This window comes from Streptomyces sp. NPDC049954 (genome assembly GCF_040656295.1).
GTDB lineage: Bacteria > Actinomycetota > Actinomycetes > Streptomycetales > Streptomycetaceae > Streptomyces.
Genome location: NZ_JBFALS010000009.1, coordinates 311,346 through 331,411 on the forward strand (window position 1 = coordinate 311,346; position 20,066 = coordinate 331,411).

17 protein-coding genes and 1 riboswitch are annotated in these 20,066 nt (G+C 72.7%); of the genes, 9 read left to right on the forward strand and 8 right to left on the reverse strand.

Annotated elements, in window-relative coordinates; genetic code table 11:
- Nucleotides 1-197: 197 nt before the first annotated feature.
- Nucleotides 198-806 (forward strand): DUF998 domain-containing protein, encoded by a 609-nt coding sequence (locus AB0J21_RS22760; protein WP_363147895.1) that lies wholly within the window; start codon nucleotides 198-200, stop codon nucleotides 804-806.
- A gap of 69 nt (nucleotides 807-875) precedes the next feature.
- Here the strand turns inward: AB0J21_RS22760 and AB0J21_RS22765 are convergent, their stop codons facing one another.
- The 3 genes from AB0J21_RS22765 to AB0J21_RS22775 form a co-directional block, all read right to left on the reverse strand.
- Nucleotides 876-1,742, reverse strand: a complete 867-nt coding sequence (locus AB0J21_RS22765; protein WP_363147896.1) for a glycoside hydrolase family 16 protein — start codon at nucleotides 1,740-1,742, stop codon at nucleotides 876-878.
- A 170-nt stretch (nucleotides 1,743-1,912) separates the two neighbouring features.
- Entirely contained in the window at nucleotides 1,913-3,133 is a 1,221-nt protein-coding gene (locus tag AB0J21_RS22770; RefSeq protein ID WP_363147897.1) for a DUF4032 domain-containing protein, read from the reverse strand.
- 172 nt (nucleotides 3,134-3,305) lie between these two features.
- A complete protein-coding gene (locus tag AB0J21_RS22775) occupies nucleotides 3,306-4,274 on the reverse strand; it encodes an aldo/keto reductase (RefSeq protein ID WP_363147898.1) in 969 nt (322 codons plus the stop codon).
- 160 nt (nucleotides 4,275-4,434) lie between these two features.
- A riboswitch (ZMP/ZTP riboswitch) is annotated at nucleotides 4,435-4,541 on the forward strand.
- 19 nt (nucleotides 4,542-4,560) lie between these two features.
- On the opposite strand from AB0J21_RS22775, the gene AB0J21_RS22780 reads away from it, so the two are divergent.
- On the forward strand, nucleotides 4,561-6,021 hold the full coding sequence (locus AB0J21_RS22780; protein WP_363147899.1) for a glycine hydroxymethyltransferase: 1,461 nt from the start codon (nucleotides 4,561-4,563) through the stop codon (nucleotides 6,019-6,021).
- A 103-nt stretch (nucleotides 6,022-6,124) separates the two neighbouring features.
- Here AB0J21_RS22780 and AB0J21_RS22785 read toward each other — a convergent pair whose 3' ends face one another.
- Nucleotides 6,125-6,697 carry a DUF6328 family protein gene (locus AB0J21_RS22785; protein WP_363147900.1) on the reverse strand — a complete coding sequence of 191 codons (573 nt, stop codon included), beginning with the start codon at nucleotides 6,695-6,697 and terminating at the stop codon, nucleotides 6,125-6,127.
- A 211-nt stretch (nucleotides 6,698-6,908) separates the two neighbouring features.
- Between AB0J21_RS22785 and AB0J21_RS22790 the strand changes: the two genes are divergently transcribed.
- The 4 genes from AB0J21_RS22790 (at nucleotide 6,909) to AB0J21_RS22805 (ending at nucleotide 10,695) form a co-directional block, all read left to right on the forward strand.
- Nucleotides 6,909-7,289: a hypothetical protein gene (locus AB0J21_RS22790; protein WP_363147901.1), complete on the forward strand. Its 381-nt coding sequence runs from the start codon at nucleotides 6,909-6,911 to the stop codon at nucleotides 7,287-7,289.
- A 182-nt stretch (nucleotides 7,290-7,471) separates the two neighbouring features.
- Complete coding sequence (locus tag AB0J21_RS22795; RefSeq protein WP_363147902.1) at nucleotides 7,472-7,984, forward strand: SigE family RNA polymerase sigma factor; 513 nt, start codon at nucleotides 7,472-7,474, stop codon at nucleotides 7,982-7,984.
- A 128-nt stretch (nucleotides 7,985-8,112) separates the two neighbouring features.
- Complete coding sequence (locus tag AB0J21_RS22800) at nucleotides 8,113-9,450, forward strand: hypothetical protein (RefSeq protein WP_363147903.1); 1,338 nt, start codon at nucleotides 8,113-8,115, stop codon at nucleotides 9,448-9,450.
- A gap of 177 nt (nucleotides 9,451-9,627) precedes the next feature.
- The gene (locus AB0J21_RS22805; protein WP_363147904.1) at nucleotides 9,628-10,695 is read left to right on the forward strand and encodes a YihY/virulence factor BrkB family protein; all 1,068 of its coding nucleotides are present in this window, start codon (nucleotides 9,628-9,630) and stop codon (nucleotides 10,693-10,695) included.
- Between the two features lie 16 nt (nucleotides 10,696-10,711).
- Here AB0J21_RS22805 and AB0J21_RS22810 read toward each other — a convergent pair whose 3' ends face one another.
- A complete protein-coding gene (locus tag AB0J21_RS22810) occupies nucleotides 10,712-12,643 on the reverse strand; it encodes a glycoside hydrolase family 15 protein (RefSeq protein WP_363147905.1) in 1,932 nt (643 codons plus the stop codon).
- 217 nt (nucleotides 12,644-12,860) lie between these two features.
- Between AB0J21_RS22810 and AB0J21_RS22815 the strand changes: the two genes are divergently transcribed.
- Nucleotides 12,861-13,766: a Gfo/Idh/MocA family oxidoreductase gene (locus AB0J21_RS22815; protein WP_363147906.1), complete on the forward strand. Its 906-nt coding sequence runs from the start codon at nucleotides 12,861-12,863 to the stop codon at nucleotides 13,764-13,766.
- Nucleotides 13,767-13,804: 38 nt separating this feature from the next.
- Here the strand turns inward: AB0J21_RS22815 and AB0J21_RS22820 are convergent, their stop codons facing one another.
- Nucleotides 13,805-14,572 carry a nucleotidyltransferase domain-containing protein gene (locus tag AB0J21_RS22820; RefSeq protein WP_363147907.1) on the reverse strand — a complete coding sequence of 256 codons (768 nt, stop codon included), beginning with the start codon at nucleotides 14,570-14,572 and terminating at the stop codon, nucleotides 13,805-13,807.
- A 30-nt stretch (nucleotides 14,573-14,602) separates the two neighbouring features.
- Between AB0J21_RS22820 and AB0J21_RS22825 the strand changes: the two genes are divergently transcribed.
- On the forward strand, nucleotides 14,603-15,322 hold the full coding sequence (locus AB0J21_RS22825) for an HAD-IA family hydrolase (RefSeq protein WP_363147908.1): 720 nt from the start codon (nucleotides 14,603-14,605) through the stop codon (nucleotides 15,320-15,322).
- Here the strand turns inward: AB0J21_RS22825 and AB0J21_RS22830 are convergent.
- Nucleotides 15,312-16,043 (reverse strand): chitinase, encoded by a 732-nt coding sequence (locus tag AB0J21_RS22830; RefSeq protein WP_363147909.1) that lies wholly within the window; start codon nucleotides 16,041-16,043, stop codon nucleotides 15,312-15,314. The genes AB0J21_RS22825 and AB0J21_RS22830 overlap by 11 nt on opposite strands.
- Before the next feature lie 328 nt (nucleotides 16,044-16,371).
- Between AB0J21_RS22830 and AB0J21_RS22835 the strand changes: the two genes are divergently transcribed.
- On the forward strand, nucleotides 16,372-19,011 hold the full coding sequence (locus AB0J21_RS22835) for an ATP-dependent Clp protease ATP-binding subunit (protein WP_363147910.1): 2,640 nt from the start codon (nucleotides 16,372-16,374) through the stop codon (nucleotides 19,009-19,011).
- A 175-nt stretch (nucleotides 19,012-19,186) separates the two neighbouring features.
- Here the strand turns inward: AB0J21_RS22835 and AB0J21_RS22840 are convergent, their stop codons facing one another.
- Nucleotides 19,187-19,663 carry a VOC family protein gene (locus tag AB0J21_RS22840; protein ID WP_363147911.1) on the reverse strand — a complete coding sequence of 159 codons (477 nt, stop codon included), beginning with the start codon at nucleotides 19,661-19,663 and terminating at the stop codon, nucleotides 19,187-19,189.
- Between the last annotated feature and the right edge of the window lie 403 nt (nucleotides 19,664-20,066).

A 20,066-nucleotide genomic window follows, 5' to 3' on the forward strand; every position in this document is an offset into this window, starting at 1 on the left:
CCCCCCCGCCCCCCCCCCCCCCCCCCCGCCCGCGGCTGGGGGGGCGCGCCCAGCCCCCCGCCCCCCCCCCGCGCGCCGCCGGGCGCCGCTCCCGGCCGGGAGCGGCACGGCAGGCGGGGCCGCGGGCGGACCTCCGTCCGGGGCACCGACGAGCGTGGTTCGCGGACCGCGCGGGAGGTCTCACCTAAGGTGCCGTCATGCGACGTACTCCCTGGTGGGCCCTGCTTTCGGCCGGGTTCGCCCCCGTGGTGCTGATCGGCGCCTGGACGATCGCACAGGTCCTGCAGGGGCCCGCGTACGACCCGGTCAACAAGACCATCAGCGTCCTCGCCTCCTACGGTGCGCCCGGCTACTGGCTGATGACCGCCGCCCTGATCGTCCTGGGCACCTGTTACGTGGCGACCGCTCACGGGCTGCGGCCGGCCGCCCTCGCCGGGCGTGCCGCGCTGGCCGGCGGGGGACTGGCCGCGATGTCCCTCACGCTGGCCCCCGCGCCGCCCCGGGGCGGCGACCTCGGTCATGGCACCGTGGCCACCATCGGCTTCGTGCTCCTCGCGATCTGGCCCGCGCTGGCGGCCGACCGCCGCCGCCCCCGCGCCCCGTGGGGTCTGCGGCCGGGCGTCTCCACGGCGGCGACCGCGCTGATGTCGCTGGGCGCCGTCGTGTTCCTGCTCTCCCTGGTACGGGGCTGGGCCCCCGGCGTCGTCGAGCGCGGCCTGACCTTCGCGCAGGCGCTGTGGCCACTGCTCGTCGTCGTGTCCTGCCTCTGCCACCCCGAAGGGCGGACGCCCGGCAGCGCGGTATGAGGCGGGGCCGCACCGGAAACACCGGCGGCCGGTGCCCCGCCATGTGGGGGACCGGCCGCCGGTGTTCGCTCAGCGGGCCGCGCTGTCGCCGGTGGACACGTGCACGTAGTCCACGACGAGTTCCTGCGGCAAGGACGTCGAGCCGTCCGGGTTACCGGGCCAGTCGCCGCCCACGGCGAGGTTGAGGATGACGTAGAAGGGCTTGTTGAACACCCAGTCGTTGCCGTTCACGTCGGCGGGGGTCCGCTCCTGGTAGACGTTGCCGTCCACGGACCAGGCGATCCGATCCGGCGACCAGTCGATCGCGAAGGTGTGGAAGTCGTCCGCGAACGCCTCCCCGCCCGGCAGGGTGTAGCTCGCGCCGATCCCCCCGGCTCCCGAGTAGCCGGGCCCGTGGATCGTGCCGTGCACGGTGGAGGGCTCGAAGCCGACGTTCTCCATGATGTCGAGCTCACCGGAGTTCGGCCAGCCGACCTGGCCCAGGTCGTCGCCGAGCATCCAGAACGCGGGCCAGATGCCCTGCCCGCGCGGGATCTTCATGCGCGTCTCGACGTGCCCGTACTGCGCGGCGTACTTGCCCGCCGTGTTGAGCCGGGCCGAGGTGTAGTCGCAGGTGCCGTACCAGCACTGGTAGTTGTCCGGATTCTCCTTCCGGGCGGTGATGACCAGATGGCCCTGCCCGTCGAGCGCGGCGTTGTTCGTGCCCGCCGTGTAGTACTGCCCTTCGTGGTTGTCGACGTTGTCGCCCGTCTCGGTCTGCCACTTGGACCCGTCGACCCCGGACCCGGCGGGGCCGTCGAAGTCGTCGGTGAAACCGGCGGCCGCCACTGTGGGGGAGGGGGCGGCCGAAGGGCGTGCGGCCTGCGCGGCGGTCGGGGCGAGCACCGCTGAGCAGCACAGGGCGGTGGCCAGCCACACGAGGGGCCGGCGACGCATGGACACGTGCATGGAACACCACATCACTTCCGGTGGGGGGGCATGCCCATGACAAGGCATGCCGAAAAGTGAAGCCATGGAACGGGGGGCGTCGTGCGCTCCGTTCAAGTGTTGATTTAAGGAGCGCTTGTGACGCACGTCAAGACATGCGGCCGGACCTCTTGTCCCGGTCAGGTGCGATCCGCCGATCCGTGCGGCAGGACGTGGGTGACGTAGTCCTTCGTCGCGGCCTCGAAGCCCACGTCGCTGCCCACCTGCTCGGACAAGTACCAGCGGTGTTCGAGAAGTTCGTGGTACACCTGCGCCGGATCCGCGTCCCGGCGCAGTTCGAGCGGCACGGCGCGCACGGCCGGGCGGAAGACCTCCCGCACCCAGCGGTGGGCGAGCACCTCGGTGCGCGCGCCCGCCGGATCGCCCGGCGCGTAGTCGTCCTGGGTCGCCATCCAGGACTCCAGGTCGTTCAGGAGTCGGCGCGCCTGGTTCTCCTCCGCGTCGAGTCCGGTCAGCCGCAGCAACTGCCGCTGGTGGTGCCCCGCGTCGACGACCTTCGGCAGGAAGGTGATCCGCTCGCCGTCCGGGGTGGAGCCGATCTGCATCTCCGCGACGTCGAAGCCGAGCGCGTTGAGCCGCCGGATGCGCCGGTCGATGTAGTGCCGCTTGCCCGCCGGGTACACCGACTGCCGGGTCAGCTCCGTCCACAGTTCCTCGTAGCGCGCGGCGAGCGCCGCCGAGAACTCCACCGGGTCCACCGAGGGGTGCAGCGCCCCGGACGCCTCCAGGTCCAGCAGCTCCCCGGCGATGTTGACCCGGGCCAGGTCGATGTCGTACTCGCGCTGACCCCGGCTGAGCCGCTGGTGCGTCTCACCGGTCTCGGCGTCCACGAGGTAGGCCGCGAAGGCGCCCGCGTCCCGGCGGAACAGGGTGTTCGACAAGGAGCAGTCGCCCCACGCGAAGCCCACGAGGTGCAGTCGTACGAGCAGGACCGCGAGCGCGTCCATGAGCCGGTTCATCGTGGTGGGCCGCATGGTCGTCTCGAACATCGAGCGGTACGGCATCGAACCGCCCAGGTGCCGCGTGATGAGCGCCGTCTCCAGCGGATCACCCCCGGGCGTGGTCCGTCCGGTGACCACGGCCAGGGGGTCGACAGCGGGGATGCCCAGCCGGTCCAGGTCGCGCAGCAGGCCGAACTCGCGCTCGGCGGGTCGCTGCGCGAGCTCCTTCACCGCGAGCACCTCGTCACCGGCGCGCGCGTAGCGCACCACGTGCCGCGAGATACCGCGCGGCAGCGGCACGAGGTGGCGTTCCGGCCACTGCTCCAGCGGGAGTTCCCAGGGCAGGTCCAGCAGGAGCGCCGGGTGCTCCGGATTGGTCGCGCTGATCTGTAGCGTCATGCCTCGCCTCGGGTCGTCGCGGGGGTGCGCTGTGCGACGTCGGACAGCGGTGCGATCGTACCGCCGCGCGGTCGAGGCGCGGGCGGGGCGGCCCGGGAACGGGCGGTCGCCCGGGGCCGCCTCCTGGCGGGGCCCGGGCACGCCCGTCGGTGTGCGTGAGAGGTGGGCGGGCTCAGTGCCCCGCGACCGGATGCGGCGTGTAGGCCGCCTCCAGACGCTCGGTCTCCTTCTCGTCGAGGGACAGTTCCACCGCCGCGAGCGCGTCGGACAGATGGCCCGGCCTCGTCGCCCCGACGATCGGTGAGGTCACGCCCGGCCGGTGCAGCAGCCAGGCCAGCGCCACCTGAGCGCGCGACACGCCCCGCTCCTCGGCGACCCGGCCCACCGCGCCGACGATCTCCCGGTCGCCCTCCGCGTAGAGCGTCCTGCCGAACTCGTCGGTGCGGGTCCGCTCCGTCTCCGTGTCCCAGGCGCGCGCCAGCCGCCCGCGCGCGAGCGGACTCCACGGCAGCACGCCGACGCCCTGGTCCGCGCAGAGCGGCAGCATCTCCCGCTCCTCCTCGCGGTAGAGCAGGTTGTAGTGGTCCTGCATTGACACGAACCGGGTCCAGCCGTGCTCCCGCGCCGTGTACTGCGCCTTGGAGAACTGCCAGGCGTACATCGAACTCGCCCCGATGTAACGGGCCTTACCCGCCCTGACGACGTCGTGCAGCGCCTCCATCGTCTCCTCGACCGGGGTCGTGGGGTCCCAGCGGTGGATCTGGTAGAGATCCACGTAGTCGGTACCCAGACGCGTCAGGCTCGCGTCGATCGCCGTCATGATCGCCTTGCGCGAGAGACCGCCGCCGTTGGGGCCCGGACGCATCCGGCCGTGCACCTTCGTCGCGAGGACGGTCTCCTCGCGGCGGGTGAACTCCTTCAGCGCCCGCCCGACGATCTCCTCGCTCGTACCGTCCGAGTACACGTCGGCCGTGTCGAAGAAGTTGACGCCGCCGTCCACGGCCTGCCGGATCAGCGGCCGGGACCGCTCCTCGTCGAGGGTCCAGGCGTGGTTGCCGCGCTCGGGGACGCCGAAGCTCATGCACCCGAGGGTCACCCGGGAGACGTCCAGACCGGTCGAGCCGAGTTTCACGTACTGCACAGCGGACTCCGTAAGTCGTCGCAGCCCCGGTCGCCGTGCCGGGGCCCGCACCGGTGTGCGGATCTGCCCTCCATGATCCCCTTCGTCCCTCGGTCGCGTCGACGCCGTTCCGCATCGTGAACCGGTCGCCCCCGCCACCCCCGGGGTCTTGCTAGCCTGCCCCCGGGGCCGTGACTGGCGCTTACGTGGAACCGACCACGAGGAAGCGGCCCCGACACGGGCGGGCCGGACCCGCCCGGTGTGCGGTCGTGCGCCTGGGCCACTGACACTGACCTGGGAGACCGTTATGTCCGCACCCCTGACACCCGAGCAGTCCGCCCCCACCGCCTCCGCCGCCTTCCGTGACGCCCTCGACGTGGTCCGCTCCGTCGAACCGCGCATCGCGGACGCCATCGGCAGGGAACTCACCGACCAGCGCGAGTCGCTCAAGCTCATCGCGAGCGAGAACTACGCCTCGCCCGCCGTCCTGCTCGCCATGGGCAACTGGATGAGCGACAAGTACGCCGAGGGCACCGTCGGCCGCCGCTTCTACGCGGGCTGCCAGAACGTGGACACCGTCGAGTCGATCGCCGCCGAGCACGCCCGCGCCCTGTTCGGCGCCGACCACGCCTACGTCCAGCCGCACTCCGGTATCGACGCGAACCTCGTCGCGTTCTGGTCCGTCCTCGCCCAGCGCGTCGAGAGCCCCGCGCTGGAACGCGCCGGGGCCAAGCACGTGGGCGACCTCACCGAGGAGGACTGGGCGCAGCTGCGTCGCGCCCTGGGCGATCAGCGCATGCTCGGCATGTCCCTCGACGCGGGCGGCCACCTCACCCACGGCTTCCGGCCGAACATCAGCGGCAAGATGTTCGAGCAGCGCAGCTACGGCACCGACCCGGTCACCGGCCGCATCGACTACGAGGCCGTACGGGCCGCCGCCCGCGAGTTCCGGCCGCTCGTCCTGATCGCCGGCTACTCCGCCTACCCGCGCCTGGTGAACTTCCGGATCATGCGGGAGATCGCCGACGAGGTCGGCGCGACCCTCATGGTCGACATGGCGCACTTCGCGGGCCTGGTCGCCGGCAAGGTCCTCACCGGCGACTTCGACCCGGTGCCGCACGCCAACATCGTCACCACCACGACCCACAAGTCACTGCGCGGACCGCGTGGCGGCATGGTGCTGTGCGACAGCGAACTGGCCGAGCACGTCGACCGCGGCTGCCCCATGGTCCTGGGCGGCCCGCTGCCGCACGTCATGGCGGCGAAGGCCGTCGCCCTCGCCGAGGCGCGCCGGCCCTCCTTCCAGGACTACGCGCGGCGGATCGTCGAGAACGCCGACGCCCTCGCCGAGGGGCTCAAGCGGCGTGGCGCCAAGCTCGTCACCGACGGCACCGACAACCACCTCGTGCTGCTCGACGTCTCCGGCTACGGCCTCACCGGCAGGCAGGCCGAGTCGGCGCTGCTCGACGCCGAGATCGTGACCAACCGCAACGCCGTACCGCAGGACCCCAACGGCGCCTGGTACACCTCCGGCGTCCGCCTGGGAACCCCCGCGCTCACGACGCGCGGCCTCGGCACCGCGGAACTCGACGAGGTCGCCGACCTCATCGACACGGTGCTGCGCGGCACCCGCCCGGGCAGCACCGCCTCCGGCAAGCCCTCCAAGGCGCAGTACACCGTCGAGGAGGGGCTGCCCGCCAAGGTCGCCGCCCGCGCCGCCGACCTGCTCGCCAAGCACCCGCTGTACCCGGGCATCGACCTGGCCTGAGCCGCACCACCGGCCGCGGCGACGGCCCGGCGTCAGCCGGACGCCGCCGCGGCCGGCCCGGCCCGCGCGCGGCGGTCGCCGGGCGGGATTCGCCGGGCGGGGTTCAGGCCTCCGGCTCCGGAGCCTCGGGGCCGCCCTTCTCGGTGTACCGCCCGCGCGCCCACAGCGGCAGCCCTATCCAGCACAGCAGGTACCAGCCGACGACCGCCGCCACGAGCCACGGGACGAAGGAGTCGTGGACCGCGACCCGCAGCACGAGGAACAGCGCCGAGGTCAGGGTCGCGATGAGCAGGAGCAGCCCGAGGAAGGTCATCCGGGCCGCCCAGCGCACCGCCCGGGCCTTGATCCGGCGCCCGGACACGAGGCGGTGGAAGGGGACCGGTGAGATGAGGGCGCCGGTCGCGGTCGCGCCGAGCACCACCGTCAGGATGTAGATGTTCTTGTCCGTCTGCGACAAGTCCTCGAACAACGGGGTGAAGACGACGGTGAGCAGGAAGCCGAACAGGATCTGCACCCCGGTCTGCGCCACCCGGACCTCCTGCATGAGTTCGCCCCACTGCCGGTCCGCGCGTTCGACCTCGGTCTCCTCGCGCCCCGCCCCGGATGCGCGCGCCGACTTCCCGACGGCGTCCCCGCCGGTCTCGTCCGCCGGTCCTGCGATGGTGTGCGAGGCCATCCACCCTCCCCCTTCATGGAGCCCCCGACCGGCCACGGCCGGCCGGGGGACTCGCTCGTCTGTTCTCACCGCCTACCCGTGTTTGCCGTCTATTTGCCTTACGTCCGGGGTCTTCGCCGACGGGATCCTGAGACGAGCGCCGGTCTCGCCGCGCAACTGACTCGCGAGTAACATTCGGTCTCGCCCCTGTGCCACGGCCCCCGGAGGAACCATGTCCCGCACCGCGCCCGATCGTTCCGCCGCCCTCCTCGCCGGAGTGCTGCTCGGGGCCGGGGCCCTCCACTTCCTGCGGCCGGGCCCCTTCGACTCGATCGTCCCCAAGTCCCTTCCGGGGCGGGCCCGTACCTGGACCCGGCTGAGCGGCCTCGCGGAGTGCGCCGTGGGCGCCGGCGTCGCGCTCCCCGCCACCCGCAGGATCGCGGCAGGCGGGGCGGCCGCCCTGTTCGTGACCGTACTGCCCGCCAACGTCCGCATGGCCCTGGACTGGAACGACAAGCCGGCGCCCCTGCGGACGGCGGCCTGGGTCCGCGTCCCGCTCCAGGCGCCCCTCGTCCTGTGGGCCCTGAAGGTCCGGGACCGCGCCGAAGGCTGAAGCAGCCCGCCCCCGGCCGGATCGCCCCCACCCGGCCGCGTAGGGGCCTCACGCGAGGTGCGCCACGTCGAAGCCCGCGTACCGGACGGAGAATCGCCCGCACGGTGAAACATTCCGCGCGCCTCGCCGCATCAGTGAGGTGTGAAGCCGAGCGGAGCACGATCAACAGGGGGCACGCGGTGATGGGTACCCGGCAGTCGCGCGCCGAGGAGTTCCGGGAGTTCGCGATCGGCAGAGCGGGTCAGCTCTTCCGTTCCGCGTCCCTGCTGACGGGGGGCGACGCGCATCTCGCCGAGGACCTGGTCCAGGAGACGCTGGCCCGGATGTACCTCGTATGGGGGCGGGTTCACCGGATAGACAACCCCGCCGCGTACGCCCAGACGGTCCTGGTCCGCACGTTCCTCGCCCACCGGCGGAAGTTCTCCTCGCGCGAGCGTCCTGTGGACACCGTGTCCGACACGGAGTCCCCGCAGCGGGCGGGCGACCCCGCGCTGCGGGTGGCCCTTCTCGACGCGCTCAGCCGTCTCGCCCCGCGCGACCGGGCCGTCGTGGTGCTGCGGTACTGGGAGGACCGCAGCATCGCGGAGACCGCCGAGGTGCTCCACGTCAGTTCGGCAGCCGTGCGCACCCGGGCGAACCGGGCGCTGGCCCGTCTGCGCGAGCAACTGGGCAGCATCGCCGAGCTGACGGCCTGAAGCCGAGGGCGCCGCGCGCCGCCCCGGTGCCGGGGGCATCGCGGTCGACGCGCCGCCCGGCACAGGACTTCTCGGCCCCCGCGCCGAACATCCTCACTCCGTACCGCCGTTCCAGAAAGGAACGCAGCATGCCCGTACCCGAAGACCACGGCAGTCCGCGCCCCGGGCCGCACACCGACGAGGGCTTCGCCGAGGCCCTCGAACGGGCCCTGCACGACACCGTGCCCGCACTGGAGCCCGGACCGGGCCGACGCGCCGAACTCGCCGAACGGGGCCTGACCGCCGGCCGGTCCCGCCTGCGCAGGCGGCGCACCGCGGCCGTGACCGGCAGTGTGCTCGCCCTCGCCCTCGTCGGCGCGGGTGGCGCGCTCGCCGGAGGGCTCGTCGGTGGCGACGCGCCCGCGGCGACGGCGGGACCGGCCGCCGCCCCCAGCACTTCGGCCCGCCAGAAGTCTCCCGCGCAGAAGTCACCGCGGTCGGAGGAGACCGGGAGCGCGGCGGAGCGGCGTAAGCAGCAGAAGAGCCCGGTCTCCGGTCAGGAGGTCGTCGCGGTCTTCGAGGAACTGCTGCCCGAAGGCTCCGTCACCGCTCGCACCTACTCCGGCTCCTACGGCCCCCCGGCCGCCTCCCTCGTCTTCGACGACGGCAAGGGCAAGGCCGCGATGGGCGTCGACCTGAACCGCTACGCCGGGGACGACGCGCAGATCAAGGAGAGCACGACCTGCCCGTCCAAGGTCTACGTCCCCTTCGACCGGTGCACCACGCGTACCCTGCCCGACGGCACCCGTCTCATGACCATCGCCGGTTACGAGTACCCGGACCGGCGCGGCGACAACAAGAGCTGGGACGCCTACCTCGTGACCCGCGAGGGGTACGCGGTGCACGTCAACGAGCACAACACACCCGCCGAGAAGGACCAACCGGCCACCCGTGCCGATCCGCCGCTGACTCTCGACCGGCTGGCCGCCCTGGCGCGGTCCGCACGGTGGCAGCCACTGCTGCACAAGCTCAAGGACCCCAAGGAGTACGAGATCGCGAAGGAGCCCAAGGGGCCCGCCGGCCGCACCGACATCTCGAAGATCGCCAAGGCCCTCCTCCCCGGCTCCCTCACGGTGCGCGAGGCGAAGGACTACGAGGGCTTCGGCTACCTCGTCGTGGACGACGGCAAGGGCGCCGGGCTCGTCGAGATCAACGCCGACAGCGGCTTCAGCCCGTCCGACTTCGACCAGGCCGGGCAGGAAGAACTGCCCGACGGGACCCTCGTCACCGTCAGCCAGGGCCCTGCCGAGAAGGGGCGCGAAGGAGTGGTCGACTGGATGGTGCAGGTGCTGCGGACGGACGGCCGGCGTGTCGTCGTGAGCGCCTACAACGCGCCCGGTCACCAGTCGGCGCCCAGCAGGGAGAAGCCCGTCCTGAGCCTCGCCCGCATCCGGGCCGTCGCGCTCGACGCCGCCTGGACGACCTGACCGAGGCGTCCCACCGGGCCGGGGTGCTGGGCCCGCCCGGATCACGTGGCCCGCACACCGGCGCCGTCCCGTCCCGTCCCCCGCCGATCGGGACGGGACGGCTTCCCCGCGCACCCCGCCCGGTATTCGCCGGTCCCCGGCAGGTTCGTTCGGCGCGATCCGGGTCAGCCGTACCCCATGGACCTGACCAGCAGTGGTGACCAGAGCATGACGGCGCGGCGAGCGGAGGCGGAAGAGGCGAAGAAGTCGGGACAGGAGCGGGCGCGGCACGGCAGCGCCGACGTGGGCGACGGCCCTGACGGCCCGCACGAACTCGGCCGGTCCTCGTGGTGGGCGATCCTGCGCAGGACCGGGGGCGAGTTCGTGGAGGACCAGCTCGCCGACCGGGCCGCGGCCCTCACGTACTACAGCGTGCTCTCCCTGTTCCCCGCGATGCTGGTGCTCGTCTCGCTGCTCGGCGTCGCGGGCCGGTCCGCCACCGACAAGGTCCTGGAGAACGTCGAGAAGCTGACGCCCGGCGCGGCGCGGGACATCCTCACCAGCGCGGTGAAACAGCTCCAGGACAACGGCGGGCTCGGCTCCGTCTTCGCCGTCGTCGGTCTCCTGCTGGCCCTGTGGTCCGCCTCCGGCTACGTCGGCGCCTTCATCCGCTGCGCCAACGCCGTCTACGACGTGCGCGAGGGCCGCCCGCTGTGGAAGGTCACCCCGATCCGGCTGGGCGTCACCGTGCTGCTCATGGTGCTGGCCGCCGCGAGCGCCCTCATCATCGTCTTCACCGGTTCCCTCGCCCGGCAGGCCGGCGACCTGCTCGGCATGGGCGACGCCGCGCTGACGGTGTGGTCCTTCGCGAAGTGGCCGGTCCTCGTCGTCCTCGTCGTCAGCATGATCGCGACCCTCTACTGGGCCTCGCCGAACGCGAAGGGACGCGGCCTGCGCTGGATATCGCCCGGCAGCGTCCTCGCCCTCGTCCTGTGGCTGATCGCCTCCGGCGGCTTCGCCCTCTACGTCGCGAACTTCAGCTCGTACAACAAGACCTACGGGGCGCTCGCCGGTGTCATCGTCTTCCTGATGTGGCTGTGGATCACGAACCTCGCCATCCTCCTCGGCCTGGAGTTCGACTCCGAGATGGCCCGGGAACACGCCATCGCCGACGGGATGCCCGCCGGTGAGGAGCCCTACGTCGAGCCCCGGGACACCAGCGCCTGGAACGAGGCCGACCGCAAGGCCATGGGCGCCGAGGAGTGAGGGGCGCGAGGCCCGCTCAGCCGCCCAGCACCCGGTCCAGGTTGACCGCGGAGCTGATCAGCGCGAGATGGGTGAACGCCTGCGGGAAGTTGCCCAGGTGCTCGCCGGTCATACCGATCTGCTCCCCGTACAGGCCCAGGTGGTTGGCGTAGGAGAACATCTTCTCCAGCGCCAGCCGGGCGCTCTCCACGTCGCCGGAGCGGGTCAGCGCCTCCACCCACCAGAACGAGCAGATGGAGAAGGTCCCCTCCGAGCCCGACAGTCCGTCCGGGGCCTGCTGCGGGTCGTACCGGAAGACGAGACTGTCGGCCACCAGTTCCCGGCCGATCGCCTCGACGGTGGACAGGAAGCGGGGATCGGTGGGGGAGACGAACTTGACCATCGGCATGAGCAGCAGCGAGGCGTCCAGGATCGGCCGGGGGGAGCGGCCCCGCGCCGCGTCCTCCTCGTCGCACAGCCGCTGCGTGAAGGTACCGGCCTCCGCGTTCCAGCCGCGCTCCATGATCTGCCGGTAGATCTCGTCCCGCGTCCACGTCCACCGGTCGAGGTCTCCAGGCAGGCCCCGCTGCCGCGCCATCCGCACCATGCGCTCCACCGCCACCCAGCACATCAGCCGCGAGTACGTGTGGTGCTGCCGGCCCGCGCGGGTCTCCCAGATGCTCTCGTCCGTCGTGTCCCAGTGCTCCAGCAGCCAGTCGACGACCGTGGACAGGTCCGTCCACGCCTCGTGCGAGATGCCCTTGCTGTACTTGTTGAACAGGTAGACGGAGTCGATGAGTTCACCGTAGATGTCGAGCTGGAGCTGATCCTTGGCCCCGTTGCCGACGCGCACCGGGGTGGAGCCCCGGTACCCCTCCCAGTGGTCGAGCACCTCCTCCGCGCGCACCGCCTGCCCGTCGATCGAGTACAGCGCGCGCAACGGACCGGTCCCGCCCACGCAGGCATCGCTCAGCAGCCGGGTCAGCCACCCCATGAAGGCTTCGGCCTCCTCGGTGAAACCCATGCGCAGCAGGGCGTACAGCGTGAAGGCCGCGTCCCTGATCCACACGTAGCGGTAGTCCCAGTTACGGGCACCGCCCACCCGCTCCGGCAGCCCCATGGTGGGGGCGGCGACGACCGCTCCGGTCGGCTCGTGCGTGAGCAGCTTCAGCAGGAGCGCCGAGCGGTGCACCCGCTCGCGCCACCGCCCCCGGTAGACCGAGTGGTCCAGCCAGCCGCGCCAGAAGCCGACGGTCGCCCGGAACAGCTCCTCGACCTCCTGCCCGATGTCCTCCCGCCCCGTGGGCGCCGGCGGGCCCGCGTCGCCGTCGCTCTCCAGGACGAACACCGCCGACTCCCCGGCCGTCAGGCCGAACGCGCCGTGCGCGTCCATGCCCTCCACGGTCAGGGGCACGTCGGAGCGCAGGACCAGGCCGAGCGAGGGCCCCGTGAACCGCGCCCCGTCCCGGGTCCGGACGCTCTCGTGCCTCTCCCGCCCGTAGTTCATCCGAGGCGCGACACGCGTCGTCATGCGCAGCCCGCCCCGTACGCACACCACACGGCGCACCAGTCGCTGCCGATGGTCCTGGTCCTTGGGCCGCAGCAGCGGCATGAAGTCCTGCACCTCGACGATGCCGTCCTCGGTGAGCATCCGGGTCACCAGGATGTTGGTGTCGGGAAAGTAGAACTGGTGCCGGGTCACGTCCCCGCAGGCCGCGGAGATCTCCCAGAAACCGCCGCGATCGGTGTCGAGCAGCGAACCGAAGACGCTCGGCGAGTCGAAGCGCGGAGCACAGAACCAGTCGACGCGGCCGTCGGTGCCCACGAGCGCCGCGGTCCGCAGATCGCCGATGACGCCGTGCTCGGCGATCGGCAGGTACCGGCCCGCGACCCCGTCCTCGTCGGTACTCGCGTGCCCGGAGCCCGCGGCCGGCTCACCCGCCGTACCACTCGTCGTGGTGCCGCTCATGCGCTCTCCTCCCACCCTGCCACCGAGCGCGGGCCCTGAGCCGCCGCCCGCGCCGGGGCCGGTCCGCTGCCGCCGCGCCCGGCACACGGCGTGTGACCGCCCGTAGCCGCCAGTGTCCCCCGCCCGTTCGGGGCCCGCACCCCGGACCATGCCGGCCGCGCACTTCCCCTGCCACCGCACCCTGGTCCCGAAGATCACGAGAAGGCAGACTGAGCGCATGACCAAGCTACGTATCGGCCTGCTCGGCACCGGCTCCTGGGCCGAGCGCACCCACGCTCCCGCCCTCGCCGCGCACCCGGGCGTCGAGCTGACCGGCGTCTGGGGCCGCCGTCCCGAGGCCGCGACCGCCCTCGCCCAGGCACACGGCACTCGCGCGTACTCGGGAGAGGGGGAGGACGGCCTCGACGCGCTGCTCGCGGCGAGCGAGGCCGTGGCCGTCGCCCTGCCGCCCGACGTCCAGGCTCCCCTCGCGGCCCGCGCGGCGGCGGCCGGCTGTCATCTGCTCCTCGACAAGCCGGTGGCCACCGATGTGACCGGGGCCCGCGCCGTCGCTGACGCCGCCGAGGCCGCGGGCGTCGCCTCCGTCGTCTTCTGCACGACGCGCTTCGCGCCCGGCAGCGCCGCGTGGATCGCCGAGCAGTCCGCGAAGAAGGACTGGTTCACCGGTCACGCCGACTGGCTCGGGGCGCTCTACGGCCACGGCGCGGCGCCCAGCGCCGACTCGCCCTGGCGCCGCGACAAGGGCGGGCTGTGGGACGTCGGCCCGCACGCCCTGTCCGTGCTGATCCCCGTACTCGGCGACGTCACCGAGGTCACGGCGGTGCGCGGCGAACCCGATCTCACGCATCTCGTACTGCGCCACACCACCGGCGTCACCAGCTCGGCCACCCTGAGCCTGAGCGCGCCCACGGCCGGAGCGGGCGCCGGCGTCACCTTCCGGGGCGACAGCGGCACCGCGGTCCTGCCGCCCGGGACCGACTCCGCCGTCACCTCCTTCACCGCGGCCGTCGACGCCCTGCTCAAGGCCGCGGAAACGGGTGAGCCGCACCCGTGCGACGTGCGCTTCGGGGTGCGTCTCACGGAGATCCTCGCGCAGGCGGAGGCGCAGATCGCCCGGCAGTGAGCGCGGCGGCGAGGGGTGGGGCGGGCAGCGCCATGCGCTCAGACCGCTCCCGTCTCGCCCCGCGCCAGCAGCTCCTGGATGGCGCGGTGCGTGAACCGGCGCGCCAGCTCGCCTCTGCGTACCCGCCAGGGCAGGGGCGCCGACCGCGCGGCCCCGTACCTGCGCTGCCGGATGTCGGCGAGGACCAGGGGCGGTGCGCCGAGGGCCGCCAGCTCGGTCAGCGCCTCGCCCTTCGTGATGAGCCGCCCCTCCCGCAGCGTCACCCCGGCGCGGGCCGCCGTGAGGGGACCGAGGTCCACCCAGACGTCCCGCAACCACGAGAGGCGCGCGAGGGGCCCGCTCGCCGGCAGCCAGAACCCGCGCAGGTCCTCCCGCACGAAGGCGGCCAGCTCCTCCCCGGACACGGCGGGGACCAGTTCCGCCGGCGCGGGACCGGTGAACGTGCGACCGCCGCGCAGCAGTTCGCTGCGGGTGACCAGTCCCACCGGCCGCTCCAGTACGCCGCGGTGCGCCCAGGTCAGGTGCGGGCGCGCGGTCTCGGCGAGCTGTCGGCGCGGCACGTAGGAACAGTGGAGTCTCTCGGCGGCGGGGTCGCGGTCCAGCCGTTTGTGCAGTGCGATCAGCGCGCGCCGCCGCCCCGGGTCGACGGGCCGGGCCACCACGGCGATCAGATCGAGGTCGCTGCGGGCGGGCCGGAAGTCGCCGAGAGCGAGCGAGCCGTGCGCCCACACCGCCTCGACCGGCAGCACTCGCGCCACCTCCCCGACGAAGCGGTCCAGGACTCTTTCCACCTGTTCGGCACTCACCTCTGTTCTCATCACCTCAAGGACTGTGGCATGACCGCATCGCCCATGGACACGAATGCCGCACTCTCCGGACGTACGGCGGCCGAAACCGCGACGGCCATGGCCACAACCACCCTTTCCGGGGCGCCACTTGCCGCCGTCCTGCTGGACGTCGACGGAGTCCTGCTCGACTCCACCGCCGTGCACCGCGCCGTCTGGTCCTCCTGGTCGGCGCTCCACGGACTCAACCCGGCCCGCGTGTGGCCGCTCACCTTCGGCCGCCGCCCCGCGGACACGGTGTGCGAGGCCGCGCCGCACCTAGACCCGCTCGCCGAACGCGCCGTACTCGACGGCCTGCTGGCGGCACGGGCGGGGGCCGTGGGACCGGTCGCCGGTGCGGCGGCCTTCCTCGGCGGCCTGCCGGCCGGCCGCTGGGCACTGGTCACCTCCGGCGACCGTACGACCGTGCACACCCACTTCACACGCCTGGGCCTGCCACTGCCCGGTGTACAGGTCTACGGGGCGGATGTGGCGCACGGCAAGCCGGCCCCCGACTGCTTCCTGCTCGCGGCGCGCGGGCTGGGCGTGGAGCCCGGACGCTGCCTCGTCGTGGAGGACGCCCCCGGCGGGGTGCGGGCCGCACGCGCGGCCGGTTGCGAGGTCGTGGGACTCACCACGACCCACCCGGCCGCCGCCCTCGGCGAGGCCCACCACGTCCTGCCGGGACTCGCCGAGGCGGCACGGCTGACGCGGGCGCGGCTCAGCAGGTGAGGCCGCGCCCCGGGCGCACCTTCAGCACCTGTGTGAACGTGCGGTACAGGGAGACACGGTGCTCCATCTGGGCCGGGTTGCCGCCCGCGCACTCGGCGGTCCCGTTGAGGCTGCGGATCGTCTCCCCGAAGCCGGCCCGCCGCACCATCGCCTGGTGGCCGGTGAGCGTGCCCGGCCCGGTCTGGGTGTTCCAGTACCAGAGCGCCGTCTTCCAGGCCACGGCCGCGTCCCGCTCGACGAGCCACGGGTCGTTCAGCAGGTCGAGGCCCAGGGCGTCGCCCGCCGCCTTGTAGTTGAAGTTCCAGCTCAGCATGATCGCCCCCCGGCCGTAGTAGGCGGACTGCCCCGCCGGGCAGCCGTAGGGCCGGGTCGCGTCGCAGAAGACGGGGTACGTCGACTCGTTCTGGGCCACGACGTAGTAGAGGCCGCCGGTCTCGTGGCTGACGTTGGCGAGGAAGGCGGCGGCCTCCTGACGGGCCACCTCGGGACCGCCGTCGTGCGCGAACCCCGGATAGGCCCGCGTGGCCTCGACCAGGCCCTCGTACGTGAAGAAGGGATCCCGGGCGGGGAACATGCGGGCGAACTGTCGCTCACTGACGACGAAGCGGCTCTCGGAGCGGTGGTGCGGGGCCGCCGCGGCCGGTCCGGCGGGGCTCAGGACGAGGGCGCACAGGGCCAGGAACGTGGCAAGGACGGCGGACGCGCGGGGCAGACCCGGCATGAGATCACTCCTCGGACGGAAACAGTGGGGGGAGACGTCCGGAGGTGAGCGTAGGGCGCCCGGCCGATCCGTGTGGGGTACATGCCAAAAAATCTGACCGGGTGGGGCGCTGCGTGCGGTGCCCCGCCCGGCGGACGGCCGATCGGGTGCTCGCCCGGGACGCGCCCCGCCCCCGGCCGTGCAGGCGCCCGTACGGCTCGTGGCCGCTCGCGGCGGCCGGGGCGCTCGCGGCACAGGTGTGGTCACCGGGGCGGTGGGGAACCCGTGCTGCGTACCTGACCAGCACGAGTGAGACCGGCCCGGTGCGCCGGGCCGACAGGTGGCAGTGATGACGAGTTCGTACCAGGGACCAGAGGACTACGGCCGGGACCCGCTCGGGGAGTTCCTCGCGCGCTTCTTCGGCGGCGGGACCCCGTCTTCGGGCGGCGCCCGCCCCGGACCGCGTTACTACGACTTCCTGCGCCTGATGAGCGAGCCCACCCGGCAGCTCGTACAGCAGGCCGCGAACTACGCGGCGCAGAACGGCAGCAGCGACCTGGGCACCGAGCACCTGTTGCGCGCCGCCCTCGCCGCCGAGCCCACCCGCAGCCTCGTCGCCCGCTCCGGCGCCGACCCGGACGCGATCGCCGCCGAGATCGACGAGCACGCCGAACTGGGGCCGGCCCTCAGTTCCATCGCGGTCAGCCCAGCCGCCAAGCGCGCCCTCATGGACTCCCACGAGATCGCCCGCGCCTCCGGGTCCTCCTACATCGGCCCCGAGCACCTGCTCGCCGCTCTCGCCACGAACAAGGACGCCACGGCCGGGCGGATCCTCGACGCGGCGCGGTTCGCCCCGGACACCGCAGGCCAGGGCCAGGAGAACGGCGGCGGGCAGTGGGCCGGCCAGGAACGGCACCCCGGCCCCGGAAACCACACCGGAACGCGCTCGAACAGCACGACGCCGCACCTCGACAAGTACGGCCGGGACCTCACGGAGATGGCCCGCGAAGGCCGTATCGACCCGGTCATCGGCCGGGAGGACGAGATCGAGCAGACCGTCGAGGTCCTGGCCAGGCGCGGGAAGAACAACCCGGTCCTGATCGGCGAGGCCGGTGTCGGCAAGACCGCCGTCGTCGAGGGGCTCGCGCAGCGCATGGCGGACGGCGACGTCCCCGACGTCCTCTCCGACCGGCGCGTGATCCAGCTCAACTTCTCCGCCCTCGTCGCCGGCACCCGCTACCGGGGCGACTTCGAGGAACGGCTGACCGGACTCATCGACGAGATCCGCGCGCACTCCGACGAGGTCATCGTCTTCGTCGACGAACTCCACACCGTCGTCGGCGCGGGCGGAGGCGCAGGCGGCGAGGGCGGCGGGGCCATGGACGCCAGCAACATGCTCAAGCCCGCCCTGGCCCGGGGCGAACTGCACGTCATCGGCGCGACCACGCTGGAGGAGTACCGGCGCTACATCGAGAAGGACGCGGCCCTCGCCCGCCGCTTCCAGCCCATCCTGGTGCCCGAGCCGACGATCCCCGACGCCATCGAGGTCCTGCGCGGCCTGCGCGACCGCTACGAGGCCCACCACCAGGTCCGCTACACCGACGAGGCGCTGGTCGCCGCCGTGGAGATGTCCGACCGCTACCTCGCCGACCGCTTCCTGCCCGACAAGGCCATCGACCTCATCGACCAGGCCGGGGCACGGGTGCGGATGAGTTCGTCGACCCGCGGCACCGACGTACGGGCCCTCCAGCGGGAGACCGAGCAGGTGCGCCGCGACAAGGACCAGGCGGTCGCCGCCGAACAGTACGAGCGCGCCACCGAACTGCGGGACAGGCTCACCGACCTGGAGCGGCGCATCGAGTCCAGCGGGGAACGCCACCCCTCGCGCGACACGATCGCCGAGGTCACCGTCGAGTCCGTCGCCGATGTCGTCTCCCGGCAGACCGGCATCCCCGTCAGCAGCCTGACCCAGGAGGAGAAGGAGCGCCTGCTCGGCCTGGAGGAACACCTGCACGCGCGGGTCGTCGGCCAGGACGAGGCCGTCACCGCCGTCTCCGACGCGGTACTGCGCTCACGCGCCGGACTGTCCGCCGGGGACCGGCCCATCGGCAGCTTCCTCTTCCTGGGCCCCACCGGTGTCGGGAAGACCGAACTGGCCAGGGCGCTCGCCGAGGCACTGTTCGGCAGCGAGGACCGCATGATCCGCCTCGACATGAGCGAGTACCAGGAGCGGCACACCATCAGCCGCCTGGTCGGCGCCCCGCCCGGATACGTCGGCCACGAGGAGGCCGGGCAGCTCACCGAGGCGGTCCGCCGCAACCCGTACTCGCTGCTGCTGCTCGACGAGGTCGAGAAGGCCCACCCGGACGTGTTCAACATCCTCCTCCAGGTGCTCGACGACGGCCGGCTCACCGACTCCCAGGGCCGCACCGTCAACTTCACCAACACCGTCGTCGTCATGACGAGCAACCTCGGCTCCGAGGCCATCACCAACAAGGGACAGCTCGGCTTCGGCAGCGGAAGCGCGGACAGCGACGAGGAGGCCCGCAGGGAACGCGTCCTGCGCCCCTTGCGCGAGCACTTCCGCCCCGAGTTCCTCAACCGCATCGACGAGATCGTCATCTTCCGCCAGCTCGACGACCGCCAGCTGCGGCAGATCACCGACATGATGCTCGACGAGACGCGTCGCGGACTGCGTTCCCAGGACGTCGACGTGACCTTCACCCCGGCCGCCGTCGACTGGATCGCCCAGCGCGGCTACGAGCCGGAGTACGGCGCCCGCCCCCTGCGCCGCACCATCCAGCGCGCGGTCACCAACGAGTTGTCGCGCAAACTCCTGCGCGGTGAACTGCCCTCGCACAGCGCCCTGGTGGTGGACGTGGCCGACGACCGCCTGACCTTCGCCACCGCCGGGGACCAGGACGGTTCCGCCTCCCGGGGCGGACCGGAAGGCGGCGAGGCAGGAGAGGGCGGCGGCCTCGTCAAGTGAGCGGGCACTCCCGGTGCGGCCCCCGGCGCGGCGGGGGCCGACGGCCTTTCAGGACACCCGCACCACGGTCTTGCGGGTGTACCTGTTCCAGCGTCCCGCCTCTCGGCTACCTCACCTGGTGGCGCGTGGTGCTCGCCTGAGGCGGAACGGCCACCGCCGGCCGGAGCGCCGCCCGTCAGCCCTCGCCGTCCGCCGCCGCGCGCAGCGCCGCCAGGTCGAGCTTTCCCATCTTCAGCATCGCCGCCATCGCGCGCTGGGCGCGCCCGGAGTCCGGGTCCGACAGCAGTTCGTCCATGCCCACCGGCGCGACCTGCCAGGACAGTCCGTACTTGTCCTTGAGCCAGCCGCAGGGCCCTTCCGAGCCGCCCTCCGACAGCTTCTCCCAGTAGTAGTCCACCTCCTTCTGGTCGGCGCAGTTGATCAACAGGGAGATCGCCTCGTCGAAGGTGAACTCCGGACCGCCGTTGATGGCCGTGTACTCCTGCCCGTCGAGGCGGAAATCCACCGTCAGGACGGTCCCGGCCGGACGGGGCCCCGCCTCGTTGTAGTAGGTGACCTTCTTGATCTCCGAGTTCGGGAAGACCGACACGTAGAACTCGGCGGCCTCCAGGCCCTGGGTGTCGAACCAGAGATTCGGGGTGATCCTCGGCATGGTGTCCTCCTGTGGGGGTGCGACCGTACGCTGCGCGCGTCCGGTACCAGTTACGACCGTCGCACCGCTCGAAACGCGTCGCATCCCGCGCGCGGACCCCACGCGCCCGGTGCGGCGCCATCCGCGGGACTGACCGCCTCCCTCGTGCGGCGCGTCCTCGACCACCTCACCACCTCGGAGACCGGCTCCACGCGGCCCGCCCCGGCCTTGCACACCGACTGTGGCCCCGCGCGGACCGCGTCACGATCCGTGCCGCCCGGCCGGCCCGCCCAGTGCCCGCGGACCAGGTCCCCTACGAGTACGAGGTCTTCGGCCCCGATCCGGGCCCCGACGCGCACTGACGCCCCGCACGGCACGGGCCAGGGGCGCGACCTGAGCGAGAGGCGCCCCCGGCCACCCCGTA

Excerpts from the sequence above, each read along its gene's own strand:
- AB0J21_RS22840 (WP_363147911.1), bottom strand. The coding sequence starts at position 19,663 with ATGCCGAGGATCACCCCGAATCTCTGGTTCGACACCCAGGGCCTGGAG.
- AB0J21_RS22790 (WP_363147901.1), top strand. The coding sequence starts at position 6,909 with ATGTCCCGCACCGCGCCCGATCGTTCCGCCGCCCTCCTCGCCGGAGTG.
- AB0J21_RS22825 (WP_363147908.1), top strand. The coding sequence starts at position 14,603 with ATGACCGCATCGCCCATGGACACGAATGCCGCACTCTCCGGACGTACG.
- AB0J21_RS22830 (WP_363147909.1), bottom strand. The coding sequence starts at position 16,043 with ATGCCGGGTCTGCCCCGCGCGTCCGCCGTCCTTGCCACGTTCCTGGCC.
- AB0J21_RS22805 (WP_363147904.1), top strand. The coding sequence starts at position 9,628 with ATGGACCTGACCAGCAGTGGTGACCAGAGCATGACGGCGCGGCGAGCG.
- AB0J21_RS22785 (WP_363147900.1), bottom strand. The coding sequence starts at position 6,697 with ATGGCCTCGCACACCATCGCAGGACCGGCGGACGAGACCGGCGGGGAC.
- AB0J21_RS22815 (WP_363147906.1), top strand. The coding sequence starts at position 12,861 with ATGACCAAGCTACGTATCGGCCTGCTCGGCACCGGCTCCTGGGCCGAG.
- AB0J21_RS22765 (WP_363147896.1), bottom strand. The coding sequence starts at position 1,742 with ATGCGTCGCCGGCCCCTCGTGTGGCTGGCCACCGCCCTGTGCTGCTCA.
- AB0J21_RS22770 (WP_363147897.1), bottom strand. The coding sequence starts at position 3,133 with ATGACGCTACAGATCAGCGCGACCAATCCGGAGCACCCGGCGCTCCTG.
- AB0J21_RS22800 (WP_363147903.1), top strand. The coding sequence starts at position 8,113 with ATGCCCGTACCCGAAGACCACGGCAGTCCGCGCCCCGGGCCGCACACC.
- AB0J21_RS22780 (WP_363147899.1), top strand. The coding sequence starts at position 4,561 with ATGTCCGCACCCCTGACACCCGAGCAGTCCGCCCCCACCGCCTCCGCC.
- AB0J21_RS22760 (WP_363147895.1), top strand. The coding sequence starts at position 198 with ATGCGACGTACTCCCTGGTGGGCCCTGCTTTCGGCCGGGTTCGCCCCC.
- AB0J21_RS22795 (WP_363147902.1), top strand. The coding sequence starts at position 7,472 with ATGGGTACCCGGCAGTCGCGCGCCGAGGAGTTCCGGGAGTTCGCGATC.
- AB0J21_RS22810 (WP_363147905.1), bottom strand. The coding sequence starts at position 12,643 with ATGAGCGGCACCACGACGAGTGGTACGGCGGGTGAGCCGGCCGCGGGC.
- AB0J21_RS22835 (WP_363147910.1), top strand. The coding sequence starts at position 16,372 with ATGACGAGTTCGTACCAGGGACCAGAGGACTACGGCCGGGACCCGCTC.